15 protein-coding genes are annotated in these 17,271 nt (G+C 64.5%); 9 read left to right on the top strand and 6 right to left on the bottom strand.

The window, feature by feature from the left end:
• Nucleotides 1–10 precede the first annotated feature (10 nt).
• From B2U07_RS18225 to B2U07_RS18240, 4 genes are all read right to left on the bottom strand, one after another.
• Nucleotides 11–1,813 carry a molecular chaperone gene (locus B2U07_RS18225; protein WP_296277436.1) on the bottom strand — a complete coding sequence of 601 codons (1,803 nt, stop codon included), beginning with the start codon at nt 1,811–1,813 and terminating at the stop codon, nt 11–13.
• Nucleotides 1,814–1,979: 166 nt separating this feature from the next.
• Nucleotides 1,980–2,840, bottom strand: a complete 861-nt coding sequence (gene asd / locus B2U07_RS18230) for an archaetidylserine decarboxylase (protein WP_296277437.1) — start codon at nt 2,838–2,840, stop codon at nt 1,980–1,982.
• A 65-nt stretch (nt 2,841–2,905) separates the two neighbouring features.
• Nucleotides 2,906–3,721: a rhodanese-like domain-containing protein gene (locus B2U07_RS18235; RefSeq protein WP_296277438.1), complete on the bottom strand. Its 816-nt coding sequence runs from the start codon at nt 3,719–3,721 to the stop codon at nt 2,906–2,908.
• A 43-nt stretch (nt 3,722–3,764) separates the two neighbouring features.
• A complete protein-coding gene (locus tag B2U07_RS18240; protein ID WP_296277439.1) occupies nt 3,765–5,288 on the bottom strand; it encodes an HDOD domain-containing protein in 1,524 nt (507 codons plus the stop codon).
• A gap of 119 nt (nt 5,289–5,407) precedes the next feature.
• Here B2U07_RS18240 and motA point away from each other — a divergent pair, with 119 nt between their 5' ends.
• Entirely contained in the window at nt 5,408–6,259 is an 852-nt protein-coding gene (motA, locus tag B2U07_RS18245) for a flagellar motor stator protein MotA (protein ID WP_275545408.1), read from the top strand.
• Between the two features lie 3 nt (nt 6,260–6,262).
• Nucleotides 6,263–7,252 (top strand): flagellar motor protein MotB, encoded by a 990-nt coding sequence (motB, locus tag B2U07_RS18250; protein ID WP_197857039.1) that lies wholly within the window; start codon nt 6,263–6,265, stop codon nt 7,250–7,252.
• On the opposite strand, the gene rsgA is transcribed toward motB, so the two are convergent.
• Nucleotides 7,246–8,277 carry a small ribosomal subunit biogenesis GTPase RsgA gene (gene rsgA, locus B2U07_RS18255; RefSeq protein ID WP_197857040.1) on the bottom strand — a complete coding sequence of 344 codons (1,032 nt, stop codon included), beginning with the start codon at nt 8,275–8,277 and terminating at the stop codon, nt 7,246–7,248. The genes motB and rsgA overlap by 7 nt on opposite strands.
• Nucleotides 8,278–8,370: 93 nt before the next feature.
• Here rsgA and B2U07_RS18260 point away from each other — a divergent pair, with 93 nt between their 5' ends.
• Complete coding sequence (locus tag B2U07_RS18260; RefSeq protein ID WP_197857041.1) at nt 8,371–9,180, top strand: class I SAM-dependent methyltransferase; 810 nt, start codon at nt 8,371–8,373, stop codon at nt 9,178–9,180.
• A 16-nt stretch (nt 9,181–9,196) separates the two neighbouring features.
• On the top strand, nt 9,197–9,739 hold the full coding sequence (gene orn / locus B2U07_RS18265; protein WP_197857042.1) for an oligoribonuclease: 543 nt from the start codon (nt 9,197–9,199) through the stop codon (nt 9,737–9,739).
• Nucleotides 9,740–9,835: 96 nt separating this feature from the next.
• Here orn and queG read toward each other — a convergent pair whose 3' ends face one another.
• Nucleotides 9,836–10,900 (bottom strand): tRNA epoxyqueuosine(34) reductase QueG, encoded by a 1,065-nt coding sequence (gene queG / locus B2U07_RS18270; protein WP_296277440.1) that lies wholly within the window; start codon nt 10,898–10,900, stop codon nt 9,836–9,838.
• 61 nt (nt 10,901–10,961) lie between these two features.
• Between queG and B2U07_RS18275 the strand changes: the two genes are divergently transcribed.
• The 5 genes from B2U07_RS18275 to miaA are packed head-to-tail and all read left to right on the top strand — an operon-like array spanning nt 10,962 to nt 17,260.
• Entirely contained in the window at nt 10,962–12,461 is a 1,500-nt protein-coding gene (locus B2U07_RS18275; RefSeq protein ID WP_296277441.1) for an NAD(P)H-hydrate dehydratase, read from the top strand.
• Nucleotides 12,449–12,916: a tRNA (adenosine(37)-N6)-threonylcarbamoyltransferase complex ATPase subunit type 1 TsaE gene (gene tsaE, locus B2U07_RS18280; protein WP_296277442.1), complete on the top strand. Its 468-nt coding sequence runs from the start codon at nt 12,449–12,451 to the stop codon at nt 12,914–12,916. Before B2U07_RS18275 ends, tsaE begins: the two co-directional genes overlap by 13 nt.
• 10 nt (nt 12,917–12,926) lie before the next feature.
• On the top strand, nt 12,927–14,354 hold the full coding sequence (locus B2U07_RS18285) for an N-acetylmuramoyl-L-alanine amidase (protein WP_296277443.1): 1,428 nt from the start codon (nt 12,927–12,929) through the stop codon (nt 14,352–14,354).
• Nucleotides 14,354–16,234 carry a DNA mismatch repair endonuclease MutL gene (gene mutL / locus B2U07_RS18290; protein ID WP_197857047.1) on the top strand — a complete coding sequence of 627 codons (1,881 nt, stop codon included), beginning with the start codon at nt 14,354–14,356 and terminating at the stop codon, nt 16,232–16,234. Before B2U07_RS18285 ends, mutL begins: the two co-directional genes overlap by 1 nt.
• 54 nt (nt 16,235–16,288) lie before the next feature.
• Nucleotides 16,289–17,260, top strand: a complete 972-nt coding sequence (gene miaA, locus B2U07_RS18295; RefSeq protein WP_275545402.1) for a tRNA (adenosine(37)-N6)-dimethylallyltransferase MiaA — start codon at nt 16,289–16,291, stop codon at nt 17,258–17,260.
• Nucleotides 17,261–17,271: the final 11 nt, after the last annotated feature.

The following is a 17,271-nucleotide window of genomic DNA, read 5'->3' on the forward strand; positions in this document are numbered from 1 at the left end:
CCGCCGGAGCCTACAGCGACTTCCAGAGCGAGTCAAAATCTTCCTCCCCGGCAGGCTTCTGGCTTTGCGAGGCTGTGACCGGTGTCCCGGCTGCGCCTTCTTCAACGCCCACGCGGTGATATTCGAACTGACTGAAGCTGCCGGTGCTGACCTGTCTACGCGTAAGCACCGCGCGGTGCTCTTCGCCGTGGTCGTTGATCAGCACCTTGCTGCCTTCCTGGAACGGCAGGCGCGGCGTGATCAGGCTGGCAGGACGGGAAATCGCGCTGATTTCCGGTAGCAGCAGGGCGCGCAGAAACTGGCTGCTCTGCTCGCCCTTGCGCAGCAGTTGCAGGCCGCAGGGGCGTGCATGCGGCGCGATCAGCTCGATGCCCATCTGCGTGCCGCCGCCGCGCACCTGACGAATCCAGCGCACGATGGCCACGCTCCAACCCTGGCTGGGGCTGTCCTGCACACCCAGCAGCTCGCCGGCCTGCAGTTGGCTGGGAACCTCCTTGGGCCAGGACAGGCAATAGCCGCCAGGACTGTGATTGACGATGGCCAGGGGGAAGGTCGGGTAATTCTCGCCGCTGCTCTCAGGCGGCGCCTGTTCGCCAGGGGTGACCTTGGTGTACTGAATCTCTTCGAAGTGGATCTCGTCAGCGGCGCTGCGCTGGGCATCGAAGGCATTCGACCAGACGTCAGGCTCGCCGGTGGACGGCTTGAACACGGCTGCGCCGATTTCCACAGGGCGCTTGAGCACCTCAGCGAAGGAGCGACGGCCGGAGAGGAAGAAATGCAGCGCGGTCATGCCGATGCACAGGGTCAGGTTGCCCTGACCGGGCGTGCGCTGAAAGGTGCGCTCGGCTATGTCGCCCCAGGCTGCGGCAACGTGTTGCAGCAGGTCGAGGCTGATGCCTTCCGGAATCATCAGGCGCGACTTGCTGCGCTCGCCCTCGGGCAGCTCCAGGTATTCCTTGATCGCGTCGACCAGCGGCTGCGTGTCGATGCCCAGCAGGTTATGCAGTTCGCTGCTCTGATACAGCGACTTGTAGCGCGGCGGGCCATCGACTTGCGGTGCCAGCACGAACAGGCTGTGCGGATGGTCGCCGGGCTGCAGCTTGATCAGCGCGCTCCACGGCTCCAGCGCTTCGGCCAGACGCGCGATGCCGTTCTGGCGCATCTGGTTGGTGCGCGCGCAGCCCAGCAGCAATGCGGTGATGTAGGTCTGCTCGGTGCTTAGGCCCTGGGTGTGGCGAGCCAGCGGGTCACGGATGACCTGACGCTGCAGGCGCTGCTCACAGGCGATCTGATACAGCTGGTGCAGCTCCAGCCAGAGCCCCTCGGGCACCGGGCAGTACAGCTGGCTGGCGCGGACCAGCGGGCTGCAAAGGCTGTGACTGGCGCGTTGCAGGGCGATGGCGAGGAGTTGGTCGCGGTCCTTGCCGCTGCGTGCGATGACGCGGGAGATGATCAGCTTGTAGCCGACCGCCAGGTGGTTCTGCAGCGCCTGGCACAGGTTGGCGACCTTGCGCGGGCGCTCGTCGAGAACGATGGCCTGGTTGAGAAAGTGGCGCTCGAGGTGCAGGCAGACGAAGCTCACTTCAGGGCGTAGCAGCTCCAGCAGTTGCAGGCGGTTTTCCGAGGGGGTGAGGAGTTGGTTGAGTTCCACCAGGCTCTGATACAACTGCCGCGCGGTTTCACCGATGTTCGCCTTGGGCAGGCCTGCGATCCAGCGTTTGAGGTCACGGGGGCTGCCGTCGCAGAAGCTGAGGCTTTGCTTGCTCGGTGTGGGAACGCGCAACAGTTGAAGGTGGGTACTCTGTTTGTCCATCAAACTCGGATACTCCGGCCACGCAATAACGAGCGGCTCTAGTAATAGTCTTTCGAACTCTAGCAGTATCTGCCTGTGCTGGCAGCACGTCCGCCTGGACAGGCTGCCTCGCCAGAGTACGGATCTATGACCGAACGGTCGAGATGCGGGTTCCTTTCCCGGACGCTCAGCCCTGAGCGTTGCCCAGCAACTGGCCCATGCGCACGGCGCTGCCAGCGCAGAGTTCTTCGGCCCACTGCACCTGGTTCGGACCGAACAGGACGATGGCCGTGGAGCCCAGCTTGAAGCGACCCATTTCCGCACCTTTGGCCAGTTCGATCGGCCCGCGCGCTGGCGCGTCGTAACGCGTGCTCTTCAGTTCGCGCTTGGGCGGGGTGACCAGGCCGGCCCATACCGTCTCGATGCTGGCGACGATCATCGCGCCCACCAGTACCACGGCCATCGGCCCGCGCTCGGTGTCGAACAGGCAGACCACGCGCTCGTTGCGGGCGAACAGTTCCGGCACGTTCTCTGCGGTGGTCTGGTTGACCGAGAACAGACGGCCCGGAACGTAGACCATCTCCTTCAGCGTGCCGCCCAGCGGCATATGGACGCGGTGGTAATCCTTCGGCGAGAGGTACACGGTGGCGAACTGGCCACCCATGAACGGCGCCGCGCGCTCGGCATCGCCACCAAGCAATTCGACCGTGCTGAAGCTGTGGCCCTTGGCCTGGAAGATACGCCCGTGCTCGATGGTGCCGAGCTGGCTGATCGCACCGTCGGCCGGGCTGAGAATGGCGCCGGGGGTTTCATCCAGCGGGCGCGCGCCTGCCTTCAGGGCGCGGGTGAAGAAAGCGTTGAAGTGCTCGAAGGCCCGCAGGTCTTCGTTCTGCGCTTCGCTCATGTTGACCTCGTACTGCTTGGCGAACCACGAGATCAGCGGATTCTTGAGCCATCCGATGCGGCACTCGGCAACGCAGCCGATCAGGCGCGACAGCAGGTGATGAGGCAGCAGGTACTGGCTGAGGATAAAGAGACGTTGTTTCATCGTGTTTCCTTGAGGTTCCTGCCTACGCTGTGGCCGGCGCAGGGTGCAATTGAAGGTTTGCGGGCTCAGCGTTCGATGGGCGTATCGGGCAGGTTGCCCCATTCGGACCAGGAGCCAGCGTAGGCTTTCACGCGCGGGTATCCGAGCGCCTTAGCCACCACGTAACTGAAGCCGGAGCGGCGATGAGTCTGGCAGTGAGTGATCACTTCCTTGTCCGGTGTGATGCCCAGGCCCTGCAGAACTTCGGCGATGTCCGTGCGAATGCGCATGCCGCGCTGTGGGTCCATGCCTGCAGTCCATTCGAAATGGGTGGCGCCGGGGATGTGCCCGCCACGTGCCGAACTCAGCTTCTCGCCGCGATATTCGTCCGCGCCGCGCACGTCCCAGATGGCCAGGTCGGCCGAATTCAGGCGTGATTGCAGGTAGTCGCGGGTGGCGGTAGGGACGTCGCTCAGGGTCAGCGTCACTTCGCTGCGGGCCACGGCGGGCACGTCCTGGCTCAGCTCGAGTCCGTCGCCGATCCAGGCCTGCAGGCCGCCGTTGAGGAAGTGGTAATGCTGATGGCCGATCACATCGAGCAGCCAGATGAAGCGGCCGGCCCAGGGGCCGCCCTCGTCGTCGTAGACCACGTAGGTGGCCTCTGCCCGGTGGCCGATATCGGCGAACAGCGCTTCGAGCTGCGCGCGTGCGGGTAGCAGGCCGGGAGCGGGCGGCTGGCCCAACTGCGTACGCTTGGCATCCACCCAGCGCGCGCCCGGAATGTGGCCGGCGGCGTAACGCGCTGCACTGCTGAGGTCGAGCAGGATCAGGTCGGCCGCGTCCAGGCGCTCGGCCAGCTCGGCCGGTTCGATCACCAGAGGTAGATTGTCGAAGGCGGACATCACGGCCTCCTCGTATGAAAAGAGGTCGATTGTAGCGGACTCTTCAGCGTCCGCGTCTGGAAAAGCAGCCCAGCGCGCGCTCGATGCACTGCACGGTCTTGGCGAAGGCTTGCAGGCTGACCTCATTGAGCGGCTGGCCGCCCTGGTCGGCCACGACCAGCATTACCACTCGACCATTGCTGGCGAGAGAGCGCAGCAGCAGATGTTCGCTGGGGAACAGGGCCTTGAGGTTGCCGGGCAGCAGGGCAGAAAACTGCGCGATGTTGCTAGGAGTCATACGCAGCTGGCCCGGCTCGCTGAGCAGGCGTTTCAGGACCTGGCTTTGTGCCGGATCAAGGCTGAGGCTCGCCGCGCTGGCATCGAGGCCCGCGTGTTGCTGGGTCTGCAGGCGAGTGTGATGACGATCGGCGAGCATCAGCAGAACGCGCTTCAGACCGCAGGCTTGCAACGCGTCGCGGGCGCATGCAGTCAACTGCGGCACATTGGCGAAGCTGCTGGGCTCGGCCAGCAGGCGCGCGCAATGCTGCCGCCAGGCGGCAAGGTCGTCACGCTTGGGCGGTGGCGCGGCGGCGACCGCAGGCTTCAGGCGATGGGCGTCCCACGGCCAGATCAATGCCTGTGCCGGATGCCAGAGCGCGGCGTCATGGATCAGGCGGGCGCTGCTGACGGCATGTTGATGCACTTCCTGCTGCAGCTCGCACAAGGGAATCTGCAGGTACAGCCCGGTAAGACGCTGCCAGCGCAGGCTGTGCGCGGTATCCCAGGCGTGGTGGGCCGACAAGGCCAGGCCGTTGGCCAGCAGCACGCAATTGCTCGGTTGAGTGAGCCAGTGACGCAGGGAAGTATCTTCGTCGAGCATCTGTTGCTGATGCAGCGGATGCTCGTTATCGCGGGCGATATGCAGCGCCTTGACCAACTGGCGGCGGTCACGCTCCAGCAGGCGATAGCCGCGCACTATCCACTCCGGTAGGCGCCAGCGCTCGGCCAGCTTGAGGCATAGCTGGATCAGGCTGACGCCCAGCAGGTCCTTCTCCACAGCAGCCGGTCGTTCGCCTTTGAGCAGCACCCGCTGTTCCCAGGCTTCGAGCAATTGCGGGTGGGCGCACAGCAGCGGCCAGATCGGTGCGAGAAACAGCAGGCTGCAGCCATGCAGTTCGTTCCACAGCCGTGCCAAACGAGCGCCGAACAGCCCGCGGGCCTGCTGGCTGGCGTGCTGGCTGATCAGCAGGATTTGGCGAAACGCCTGGGGAATCTCGCCCTCGGGCAGCGCTGGCGCCTGGTTGAGTAGCGCCTCGCAGCGGCTCAGGCCCAGGCGTGACAGGGCCGTTTCGACGCTTTCGGCCGGATCGCTGAGGCTGTTGCCCGACTGGTTGGCTTCGCGCAGGACCTGCAGGGCGAAGGATGGGCTCAGCTCGATGGTCTCGGCGATTTCGCGCCAGGTTTTGCGGCTGTCACCCAGGATGCGACGCAGGCGCAAGTGCTGCTGCTGCTCGATTGGCAGCGGCAACTTGCCCAGATGCTGTACCCAGGCGTCTAGAGTGCGTGGCAGGGACTTTGGCGTCGACATATTGGCTCGAGTCGAACTGGCTTTTGACCATAACTGGCTATAGTCTGGCGTATAAGTTCCGATAATTAGAAGGGCTGTTTTTAATAGCCCATCCTCTAGGCTCTGCAAGCGTTTCTTTCATGGCAAAAATCATAGGCATCATTGTCGTTTTCGGCTGCGTATTCGGCGGTTTCGTGCTCTCGGGCGGTAAGCTGATGGCGCTGGTTCACCCCTTCGAGGTTCTGATCATTGGCGGCGCGGCGCTGGGGGCATTCCTGCAGGCCAACCCGGGCAGCATGTTCATGACCGTGTTCAAGAAGTCGCTGAGCATGTTCGGCAGCCGCTTCACCCATGCCTACTATCTGGAAGTGCTCAAGCTGCTGTACGAGATCCTCAACAAGAGTCGTCGCGAGGGCATGATGGCCATCGAGGCCGACGTCGAGGACCCCAACGCCAGCCCGATCTTCAGCAAGTACCCCGGAGTGCTCAAGGATGCGCGCATGACGGCGTTCATCTGCGACTACCTGCGCATCATGTCGTCCGGCAACATGGCCCCGCACGAACTCGAAGGGTTGTTCGACATGGAGCTGGCCAGTCTCAAGGAGGAAGTGGAGCACCCGGCGCACGCGGTAGCCAAAGTTGCCGACGGCATGCCGGCCATGGGTATCGTCGCCGCGGTACTGGGCATCGTGATCACCATGTCGATTCTGGCTGAGGCGGACAACGCGCAGATCGGTGAGAAGGTCGGTACGGCGCTGGTCGGTACCTTCCTCGGCATTCTTGCGTCATATGGCTTCTTCGGCCCGCTGTCCAACGCCTTGGAACATGACGCCAAGGAAGAGCTGAACCTCTACGAAGCCATCAAGGCAACCCTGGTCGCGTCCGCTTCCGGCATGCCGCCGACGCTGGCTGTCGAGTTCGGGCGCAAGGTGCTGTTCCCGGCGCATCGCCCGAGCTTCAGCGAGCTCGAACAGGCCATGCGCGGCAGCTAAGCCATGGAAAATAACCAACCCATCATCGTCAAGCGGGTCAAGAAGACCGCAGGCGGGCACCATGGCGGCGCCTGGAAGATCGCCTTCGCCGACTTCGCCACCGCCATGATGGCGTTCTTCCTGGTGATGTGGCTGATGTCGTCGGCCACGCCGGAGCAGAAGCGCGCGATCTCCGGTTACTTCCAGGACCCCATCGGCTTTACCGAAAGCGCCAGCCCCTACGCCATCGACCTCGGCGGTACGCCCACGCCGGCGCCGGAGCGCACGCTCAACCCGGATGTAACCGATACGCCGGAGAGCCAGCCGGACGAGACGGGCATCAGCACCGATCAGATCGAAACCCTGGCCGAGAAGATGGAGCAGGAGCGCCTGGAGCTGCTGTTGCAGGAGCTGCAGAACAAGGTCGAGGAAAACCCTGAACTGCAGCGCTTCAAGGATCAGATTCTGTTCGAGATCACCCAGGATGGCCTGCGCATCCAGATCATGGATGCCGAGAACCGGCCGATGTTCGCCCTCGGCAGTGCCAACCTTCAGCCTTATTTCGAAGACATTCTGCTGGCCATGGCCGACACCATCCGCGCCGTGCCGAACAAAATCAGCATCAGCGGCCATACCGATGCCAAGCCTTTCGCTGGGCGCGGCGATTTCGGCAACTGGGAGTTGTCATCCAATCGCGCCAACGCTGCAAGGCGGGCGCTGGTGGCCGGCGGGTATTCCGATGATCAAGTGGCGCGCGTTGTCGGCTATGCATCGTCGGCGCTGTTCGATCGTGAAGACCCCTTCAATCCGGTCAATCGACGCATCGATATCGTTGTGCTGACCAAGAAGGCGCAGCGCGCCATCGAAGGCGAGCAGGGTGTCGAGTCCAGCGAGAGTGAAACGCCTGCCCCCGCAGGGGCGACTAGCGAGCCGCTAGCGCCGGAGCAGCTGCGCGAGCGCCTGAATATTTTCGAGGAAGGCGCGCTGCAGTTCGATCAACTGAACAATCAGTAATCGTCCTGCGGCAGGCTGGCGAGGATGTGCCGGTAGCTGGCCATGCGCTGCGGCTGTACGCGACCGTCTTCCAGAGCCTGCAACAATGCGCAGCCCGGCTCGCGGTCGTGCTTGCAGTCACGAAAACGGCAGCGGCCGAGCAGGTCGTGGAACTCGATGAAGCCGGCCTCCACGTCGTCGCGACTGACATGGCCGAGGCCGAATTCGCGAATACCGGGGGAGTCGATCAGTTGACCGCCACCGGGAAAGTGGAACAGCCGTGCGGTGGTGGTGGTGTGGGTGCCCTTGCCGGTCAGCTCCGACAGGGCGCCGACGCGGGTGTCGACGCCGGGCAGTAGGCCGTTGACCAGCGATGACTTGCCCACCCCCGACTGGCCAACGAAAACGCTGACGTGGCCGTCCAGGCGCTTTTTCAGTTGTTCCATGCCGTCGCCCTGATGGGCCGAGACTTCCAGCAGCGGATACTCCAGCTGACGATAGACCTTGAGCAGGGCGTCCAGCGCCACCTGATTCTGTTCATCGATCAGGTCGGCCTTGTTCAGCAGCAGCAATGGGCGGATGCCGGCATGCTCGGCGGCCACCAGATAGCGGTCGATCAGGTTGGCGTGGGGTTCGGGCAAGGGGGCGAAGACGATGACGATCTGGTCGACGTTGGCCGCCACCGGCTTGAGTTGGCCACGCATATCGGGGCGGCATAGTTCGCTGTTTCTCGGCAGTTGCGCGACGATCACGCCGTCGCCTTGGTTGCCGGGGCGCCAGACCACCTGATCGCCGGTGACCAGTGCCGGCAGGTTGGCGCGCAGGTGGCAGCGAAACACCTGGCCGGCCAGTTCGCCCTGTAAACCCTCGATTTCCACCTGTACGCCAAAGTGAGCGATCACCAGGCCGGTCTGCTCCGGGCCCAGGTCGCCGCCTTCCAGCGCCTCCACGGCTCGCGATTCACGCTTGGCCGCGCGGGCGGCGCGCTCGCCTTGAATCTTTTCGATGCGCCAGCTCTGGCGGCGGTTGAGTTGGCGTTTGGCCATGAATCATCCGGGGTGTGGTGGAGTGTTGATCGCGGCGAGTTTAGCATGAGCGCTCGGTGGTCATTCGGCTGCCGAAGCGGGGGGGGGCAGGGAATGACGACTGGCGGGAAAAGAACGGTGCTGCGGCTGCCTGTGTTGCGCGCGCTCCTGGCGCAAAGCCTGGCCGTGGCGCTGGTGGTGGTGCTGGTGTATCTGCTGGCGCTGCTGCCCTGGCGCATGTCGCTGTTTTCCGTCGCTCTGCTGCAGGGCGTGCTGGCCGCTGCCATAGGCTGGCGCCTGGGATTGTCGCGCTGGTGGTTGTGGATCAACCTGGCGTTCCTGCCGACACTGTTACTGGTGCAGCGCGCCGACTTGCCAGCCTGGCTTTTCCTGCTGGGCTTCGTGCTGTTACTGCTGGTCAACTGGAACAGCCTGCGTGAGCAGGTGCCGCTCTACTTGAGTGGGCGCAAGGCGCAGCAACGTCTGCAGCAGTGCTTGAGCGAGCTGGAGCCGACGCTGCGTTTCGTCGACCTTGGTTGTGGTACGGCAGGGACGTTGCTGCAGTTGGCCCGGCAGTTTCCCCGTGGGCACTTCGTTGGCGTCGAAACGGCGCCGCTGCTCTTCCTTCTTGCCTGGCTGCGTTGCCTGTTTCAGGAGAATTGCCATGTCCACTATCGCAGTCTGTGGCAAACCACGCTGGGTGATTTCGACGTGGTCTACTGTTTTTTGTCGCCAGCGCCAATGCCTCGCCTGTGGGCCAAGGCGCAAGCCGAAATGCGCGCCGGTAGCTGGCTGATCAGCAATACCTTCGAGATTCCCGGCGTGCCGGCTGAACGGCTGCTGGCGATCAACGAGGGGCGACAGACCGCGCTGCTGGTCTGGCAGATCAAGGACGCGCCGATATCCGCTAGAATTGGCACCTGAGCCAAGGAGCCTAACCATGCAAAACCCCGATAACCTGATCTGGATCGATCTGGAAATGACCGGCCTGGAGCCGGAGCGCGACGTGATCATCGAGATGGCCACCATCGTCACCGACAGCGAGCTGAACGTGCTGGCCGAAGGGCCGGTGATCGCCATTCACCAGAGTGACGAGGCTCTGGCCGGCATGGACGAATGGAACACCCGCACCCATGGCCAGAGCGGCCTGACCCAGCGCGTACGCGAGAGCCAGATCGATACGGCGGCGGCCGAGGCGCAGACCATCGCCTTTCTCGAACAGTGGGTGCCGAAGGGCAAGTCGCCGATCTGCGGCAACAGCATCGGCCAGGATCGCCGCTTCCTCTACAAGTACATGCCGGCGCTGGAAGCCTACTTCCACTACCGCTATCTGGACGTCTCGACCCTGAAGATCCTCGCCGGCATGTGGGCGCCGGAGGTCAAGGACAGCTTCCAGAAGACCGCCACGCACCAGGCGCTGGACGATATCCGCGAGTCCATCGCCGAACTGCGCCACTACCGCGAACATTTCCTCAAGGTGTAAATCAGCCACCCCGGTGAGCCGCGCGTGCCGTGCGAGAACTTTAGCCCGGATGCAATTCGGGGAAACGGGCGGCGCTACTCCCGGATTTCATCCGGGCTACAGGGCGCCGTGTCGCTGCAATGCCCACTGCACATGTTCGCGTACCAGATCCGATGGGTGGTCGCGGCGCGCCTGCAGGGCCTCCAGCACCGGGATGGTCGAGGGCGCATTGCCCAGGCCGACTGCCAGGTTGCGCAGCCAGCGCTCGTAGCCGGCGCGGCGTAGCGGCGAGCCCTCGGTGCTGCTGAGAAATTCTTCTTCCGTCCACATAAACAGCTCGGCCAGGGCACTGTTGTCCAGGCCGTGGCGCGGCTGAAAGTCGCCCTGCTCGGTGGGGCGAGCAAAGCGATTCCAGGGGCAGACGATCTGGCAGTCGTCGCAGCCGAACACCCGGTTGCCGATGGGTGCGCGCAGTTCCACCGGGATCGAGCCCTTCAGTTCTATGGTCAGGTAGGAGATGCAGCGCCGTGCATCCAACTGGTAAGGGCCGGCGAAGGCTGCGGTGGGGCAGATGTCCATGCAGGCGCTGCAGCGCCCGCAGTGCTCGCTGCCATGCGCCGCATCGACCGGCAGCGGCAGTTCGACGAACAGCTCGCCGAGAAAGAAATAGCTGCCGGCCTTGCGGTTGAGCACCAGGGTGTTCTTGCCGATCCAGCCCAGGCCGGCCTTCTCGGCAATGGCCTTTTCCAGCACCGGCGCGCTGTCGACGAAGGCGCGATAACCGAACGGGCCGATTTGCTGCTGGATGCGTTCGGCCAGTTGTTGCAGGCGTTTGCGGATCAGCTTGTGGTAATCGCGGCCCAGGGCATAGCGCGACACGTAGGCCTGTTCCGGCTCGCTCAGGCGTTGGGCCATCTGCGTATCGCCAGGCAGATAATCCATGCGCAGCGACACCACACGCAGTGTGCCGGGCACCAGTTCCTGCGGTCGCGAGCGCTTGTCGCCGTGGGCAGCCATGTAGTCCATCTCGCCCTGGTAGCCTGCCGCCAGCCAGCGCTTGAGATGCGCCTCGTGCTCGCCCAACTCGACATCGGTGATGCCGACCTGCTGGAAACCCAGCTCGCGCCCCCAGTCCTTGATGGACAGGGCCAGCGCATCGAGATCGAGAGTTTGGTCGGACATGGGGCGGGCGCAGGCGGTGGAGGTGCGTATAATTCTGCCAGACATCCGTCGCGAGCGAGCCATGCATTCACTTTCCGCCTCTTTGCCTTTGAGCCTGCATAGCGCCGAACAGGTGCGTGCACTCGATGCGCAGCTGATCGCCGCCGGTACGCCGGGTTTCGAGCTGATGCAGCGCGCCGCGCATGGCGCCTGGCGTGCTTTGCGTCGTCGCTGGCCGGATGCGGGCGAAATCACCGTCCTCGCCGGGCGCGGCAACAATGCCGGTGATGGCTATCTGCTCGCTGCCCTGGCGCAACGCTCCGGTTGGGGTGTGCGGGTCTTGGCCGTCGGCGATCCTGCTGCGCTGGTTGGCGACGCCGCCCAGGCCTGTGCGGATGCCAGGCAGGCAGGTGTGGATATTTTGCCTTGGAGCGAGTGCGCGCCTTTGGCCGGTGTCGTGGTCGATGCGCTGCTCGGCACGGGGCTTACCGGCGCGGTGCGTGAGCCTTACGCTCAGGCGATCCGCCTGCTCAATCAGAGCGGCCTGCCGGTGCTCGCAGTGGATATTCCCTCCGGTTTGCACGCCGATAGCGGCGCCCCCCTGGGCGTGGCGGTGCGCGCCGACCTGACCGTGACCTTTATCGCGCTCAAGCTGGGTCTTTTCACGGGGCTAGGCCCCGAGCTGTGTGGCGAGCTGCAGTTCGATGACCTGCAGGGCGATGCGCAGCTGCTGGCAGCGGCTCCCTGTGCTGCACAATTGCTCGATCCCGCTAACCTGCCGCGGCTTGCGGCGCGCTCGCCGGTGGCGCACAAGGGGCAGTTCGGCCACCTGCTGGTGATCGGTGGCGATCTGGGCATGGGCGGCGCCGCGTTGCTCAGTGCCGACAGCGCCCTACGAGCCGGCGCCGGCCTGGTGTCGCTGGCGACGCGTGCCGAGCACGTTGCCGCGGCCCTGGTGCGCCGACCTGAAATCATGTGCGCGGCGGTGACTTCGGCCAATCAATTGCGGGCGCTGGTCGAGCGCGCCGATGTTTGCGTGGTTGGGCCGGGGTTGGGTCAGGCCGCCTGGGGGCGCAGCCTGCTGTCTGGCGTATCGGGCCACGAGCAGCCGCAGGTATGGGATGCCGACGCGCTGAATTTGCTCGCCGCTGGTCAGGTCGCTGCACCGCGTCAGGGTGTGCTGACGCCGCATCCGGGTGAGGCGGCGCGCTTGCTGGGTATCGATACGGCGGCGTTGCAGGCCGACCGGCCCGCCGCTGCACGGGCTCTGGCGCAGCGTTTTGGTCTGGTGGTCGTGCTCAAGGGCGCTGGTAGCCTGGTCGCGTCGCCGGACGGGCGTCTGGCGTTGTGCGATCGCGGCCATCCGGCGATGGCCGGGGCGGGTTTGGGCGACGTTCTGGCCGGGTTGATCGGCGCGCTGCTGGCGCAGGGCATGGCGCCCTTTGAAGCCGCCTGCCTGGCGGTCTGGTTGCACGCGCGGGCCGGCGAAACGCTGGCCGTGCTGGGGCGTGGGCTGGCTGCCGGTGATCTGTCCGGCGCCATTCGTCAGTTACTGGAGGAGTTGTGTCCGTGTGTGAAGTGAAGCTCGAAGCAGCCGACGAGGCCGCGATGCTGACATTGGGTGTGTCGATTGCCGAGGTCAGCGGCGGTGTGGGCACCATCTATCTGCACGGAGACCTGGGCGCCGGCAAGACCACCCTGTCACGCGGCATTCTGCGCGGTCTGGGCCATGCCGGTGCGGTCAAGAGTCCGACCTTCACCCTGGTCGAGCCTTATGAAATCGGTGAGGTGCGCGCCTTTCATTTCGACCTCTACCGCCTGGTCGATCCGGAGGAACTGGAGTTTCTCGGCATCCGCGACTACTTCGAAGGGAATGCCTTGTGCCTGATCGAATGGCCGCAGCGTGGCGCGGGCGTTTTGCCAAAGCCTGACCTGGACATTACCATTACCCCTCAAGCGAGCGGCCGCTTGCTGTTGCTGCAGGGGCATGGGGCTCGAGGGGAGGCCTGGTGCAAAGCCCTGAGCGGCAAGGAGTGAACAAGAATCGATGGGGTTGGTTATGCGCATAGGCGCGCTGGTTACCGCTGTGGGGATATTGTTGGCGGCTCTGGCTGCCGAGGCGTTGGCTGCCTCCGATGTACGGAGCGTGCGCCTGTGGCGTGCCCCGGACAATACCCGCCTGGTCTTCGATCTGTCCGGCCCGGTGCAGCACAACGTGTTCACCCTGTCGGCCCCCAACCGCATCGTCATCGACGTCAGTGGCGCCAAGTTGGCCACCGGTTTCGATCAGCTTTCTCTGGGCAACACGCCGATTACCGGTGTGCGCTCGGCTCAGCGCAGCGCCGAGGAACTGCGCGTGGTCATCGACCTGTCGGCACCGGTGTCGCCCAAGAGCTTCACCCTGGCGCCCAACCAGCAGTATGGCCATCGCCTTGTCGTTGACCTGTTCGATCAGGGCAGTGCGCCGCCCGCGACGCAGGCGCCCAGCGTCGCTGCCAGCGCGCCGCCCGTGCCGGTCACCCCGACTCAGCCTCCGCCCAAGCTGACGCCCGTACCCAATGGCAAGCGCGACATCGTCGTCGCCATCGATGCCGGCCACGGTGGCGAGGATCCGGGCGCGCTGTCGCCGGTCAAGGGGCAATACGAAAAACACGTGACCCTGGCCATCGCCAAGGAATTGCAGCGGCAGATCAATGCCGAGAAGGGCTTCCGTGGTGAGCTGGTACGTACCGGTGACTATTTCATCCCGTTGCGCAAGCGCACCGAGATCGCGCGCAAGAAGGGCGCCGATCTGTTCGTCTCGATTCATGCCGATGCCGCGCCGCGCTCCTCGGCCTTCGGTGCCTCGGTCTATGCGCTGTCCGAGCGCGGCGCGACCTCCGAGACCGCGCGCTGGCTGGCCGATGCCGAGAACCAGTCGGACCTGATCGGTGGCGCCGGCAACGTCAGCCTCGACGACAAGGACAAGATGCTCGCCGGTGTGCTGCTGGATCTGTCGATGACCGCATCGCTGTCCTCCAGCCTCAACGTAGGTCAGAAAGTGCTGTCGAACATGGGCGGCATCACGCCGCTGCACAAGCGTCGTGTGGAACAGGCGGGCTTTATGGTGTTGAAGTCGCCTGACATCCCCTCGATCCTCGTGGAAACCGGGTTCATTTCCAATCCCAACGAGGCGAAGAAGCTGCACACCGCCAGCCACCAGCAGGCCCTGGCGCGCTCGATCACCTCCGGCGTCAAGCAGTTCTTCCACGAAAACCCGCCACCCGGCACCTATGTCGCCTGGCTGCGTGACGAAGGCAAGATCGCCGCAGGCCCGCGCGAGCACGTAGTTGCCCGTGGCGAAAGCCTGGCGCTGATCGCCCAGCGCTACCAGATCAGCCTGGCTGCCCTGCGCAGTGCCAACAAGCTCAATGGCGACGTGATCAAGGTCGGCCAGACATTGCAGATACCCGCCACGTCCCTGGCCGCCCAGTAGTGAGTGTCATGTCCCGTATTCATTTGCTCAGCCCGCGCCTGGCTAACCAGATCGCCGCGGGCGAGGTAGTCGAGCGCCCGGCTTCGGTCGCCAAGGAGCTGCTGGAAAACAGCTTGGACTCCGGGGCCCGGCGCATTGATGTCGAGGTCGAGCAGGGCGGCATCAAGCTGCTCAAGGTGCGTGATGATGGCCGTGGCATTGCCGCCGACGACCTGCCGCTGGCCCTGGCGCGTCACGCCACCAGCAAGATTCGCGAGCTCGAAGATCTGGAGGCCGTGCTCAGCATGGGCTTTCGCGGCGAGGCGCTGGCGTCGATCAGCTCGGTATCGCGCCTGACCCTGACCTCGCGCACGGCCGACGCCGATCAGGCCTGGCAGGTGGAAACCGAAGGGCGCGACATGGAGCCGCGCGTGCAGCCCGCCGCGCATCCGGTGGGCACTTCGGTGGAAGTGCGTGACCTGTTCTTCAATACCCCGGCGCGGCGCAAGTTCCTGCGCGCCGAGAAAACCGAATTCGATCACCTGCAGGAAGTGATCAAGCGCCTGGCGCTGGCGCGCTTCGATATTGGCTTCCACTTGCGGCACAACGGCAAGACCGTGCTCAGCCTGCACGAGGCGGGTGACGAGATCAGCCGTGCGCGCCGTGTCGCCTCGGTCTGCGGCCCGGCCTTCCTGGAACAGGCGCTGCCGATCGAGATCGAGCGCGGCGGCCTGCGCTTGTGGGGCTGGGTTGGCTTGCCGACCTTCTCGCGCAGCCAGGCGGATCTGCAGTACTTCTACGTCAATGGACGCATGGTGCGTGACAAGCTGGTGGCCCACGCGGTGCGCCAGGCTTACCGCGACGTGCTGTTCAATGGCCGGCATCCGACTTTCGTGCTGTTTCTGGAGATCGATCCGACGACGGTGGACGTCAACGTCCACCCGACCAAGCATGAAGTGCGCTTCCGTGACAGTCGCATGGTTCATGACTTCCTCTACGGTACGCTGCATCGTGCGCTGGCCGATGTGCGTCCGGAAGATCAGGTCGCGGCGCCGGCAGCCGTATCGCCCATGCTGCGCCCGACGGGCCTCGCCGCGGGCGAGTTCGGCCCGCAGGGCGAAATGGGCCTGGCCGCCAGCGTGCTGGAAACGCCCGTGGCCAATCCGCAGCCGGCCTGGCGTGGCGCCGGGGCTGGCTATCAGCAACCGGTCAGCAATCCCGGCGTGCCAGCCGGCGAAGCTCAGGCAGCCTACCGTGAGTACTTTTCGCCGCTGCCGACCGCTCAGCTTCAGTCCATGCCGCAGGAGCAGGGCGACATTCCGCCGCTCGGTTACGCCGTAGCGCAGCTCAAGGGCGTTTATATCCTCGCCGAGAATGCCCAGGGCATGGTGGTGGTGGATATGCATGCGGCCCATGAGCGCATCACCTATGAGCGCCTGAAGCAGGCCATGGCCAGCGAGGGGCTGCGCGGTCAGCCGCTGCTGGTGCCGGAATCCATCGCCCTCAGTCAACGCGAGGCGGACTGCGCCGAGGAGCATGGCGAGTGGTTCCAGCGCCTGGGCTTCGAGCTGCAGCGTCTGGGCGAGGAAAGCGTGGCGATCCGGCAGATTCCGGCCCTGCTCAAACAGGCCGAGGCCACTCAACTGGTGCGCGACGTATTGGCCGATCTGCTGGAGTACGGCACCAGTGATCGTATCCAGGCGCACCTCAACGAGCTATTGGCGACCATGGCCTGTCACGGCGCAGTGCGCGCCAACCGGCGCCTGACCATTCCCGAAATGAACGGCCTGCTGCGCGACATGGAACAGACCGAGCGCAGCGGCCAGTGCAACCATGGTCGACCGACCTGGACGCAACTGAGCATGGATCAGCTCGACAAGCTGTTCATGCGTGGCCAGTAATTGAGCGAGGCCCTGCGTTAGGGTCTCCGTGTTTTCGTGTTTCGAGTCATGCCCATGTCTTCGCTTCCTCCTGCAATCTTCCTGATGGGGCCGACCGCCGCCGGCAAGACCGACCTGGCCCTGGAGCTGGCGCGAGTGTTGCCGTGCGACCTGATCAGCGTGGATTCGGCATTGATCTACCGCGGCATGGATATCGGCACGGCCAAGCCCGAGCGCGCCATTCTCGATGAGTTTCCCCACGCCCTGATCGATATCCGTGATCCGGCCGAGAGCTATTCGGCGGCCGAGTTTCGCACCGACGCGCTGGCGGCCATGGCCGAGAGTGCGGCGCGTGGCCGTATTCCGCTGCTGGTCGGCGGTACCATGCTCTATTACAAGGCGCTGCTGGAAGGGCTCGCCGATATGCCCAGTGCCGATCCTGCAATACGTGCCGAGCTGGAGGCGCGTGCGCTGGCCGAAGGTTGGGAGACGCTGCATCGTGAGCTGGCGGCGGTCGATCCGGAGTCCGCAGCGCGCATCCATCCCAACGATCCGCAGCGCCTGACCCGGGCGCTGGAGGTCTATCGAGTCAGTGGCCTGAGTATGACCGAGCATCGCCGGCGCCAGGCTGCAGGAAATCCCGATACGGGCACATCGGGCACCGGACAATTACCCTATACTGTTGCTCAGCTTGCTATCGCACCGGCGCAGCGTCAGATTTTGCACGACCGCATCGCTCAACGATTTCGGGCGATGCTGGAACAGGGTTTCGTAGAAGAGGTCGAAGCCCTGCGTATCCGAAGTGACTTGCACGCGGGATTGCCGTCTATTAGGGCGGTAGGCTATCGCCAGGTATGGGAATACCTCGATGGTGAGCTTTCCCGGGACGAAATGGTCGAGCGCGGCATCATCGCCACTCGCCAGTTGGCCAAGCGGCAGTTCACCTGGCTACGAGGTTGGGACGGTTTGCACTGGCTCGATAGTCTGGCCTGCGACAATCTGTCTCGCGCCTTGAAATACCTGGAAAGCGTCTCCATATTGAAATGAGACCTTGCCGC

This window comes from Pseudomonas sp. UBA7530 (assembly GCF_002479365.1).
GTDB lineage: Bacteria > Pseudomonadota > Gammaproteobacteria > Pseudomonadales > Pseudomonadaceae > Aquipseudomonas.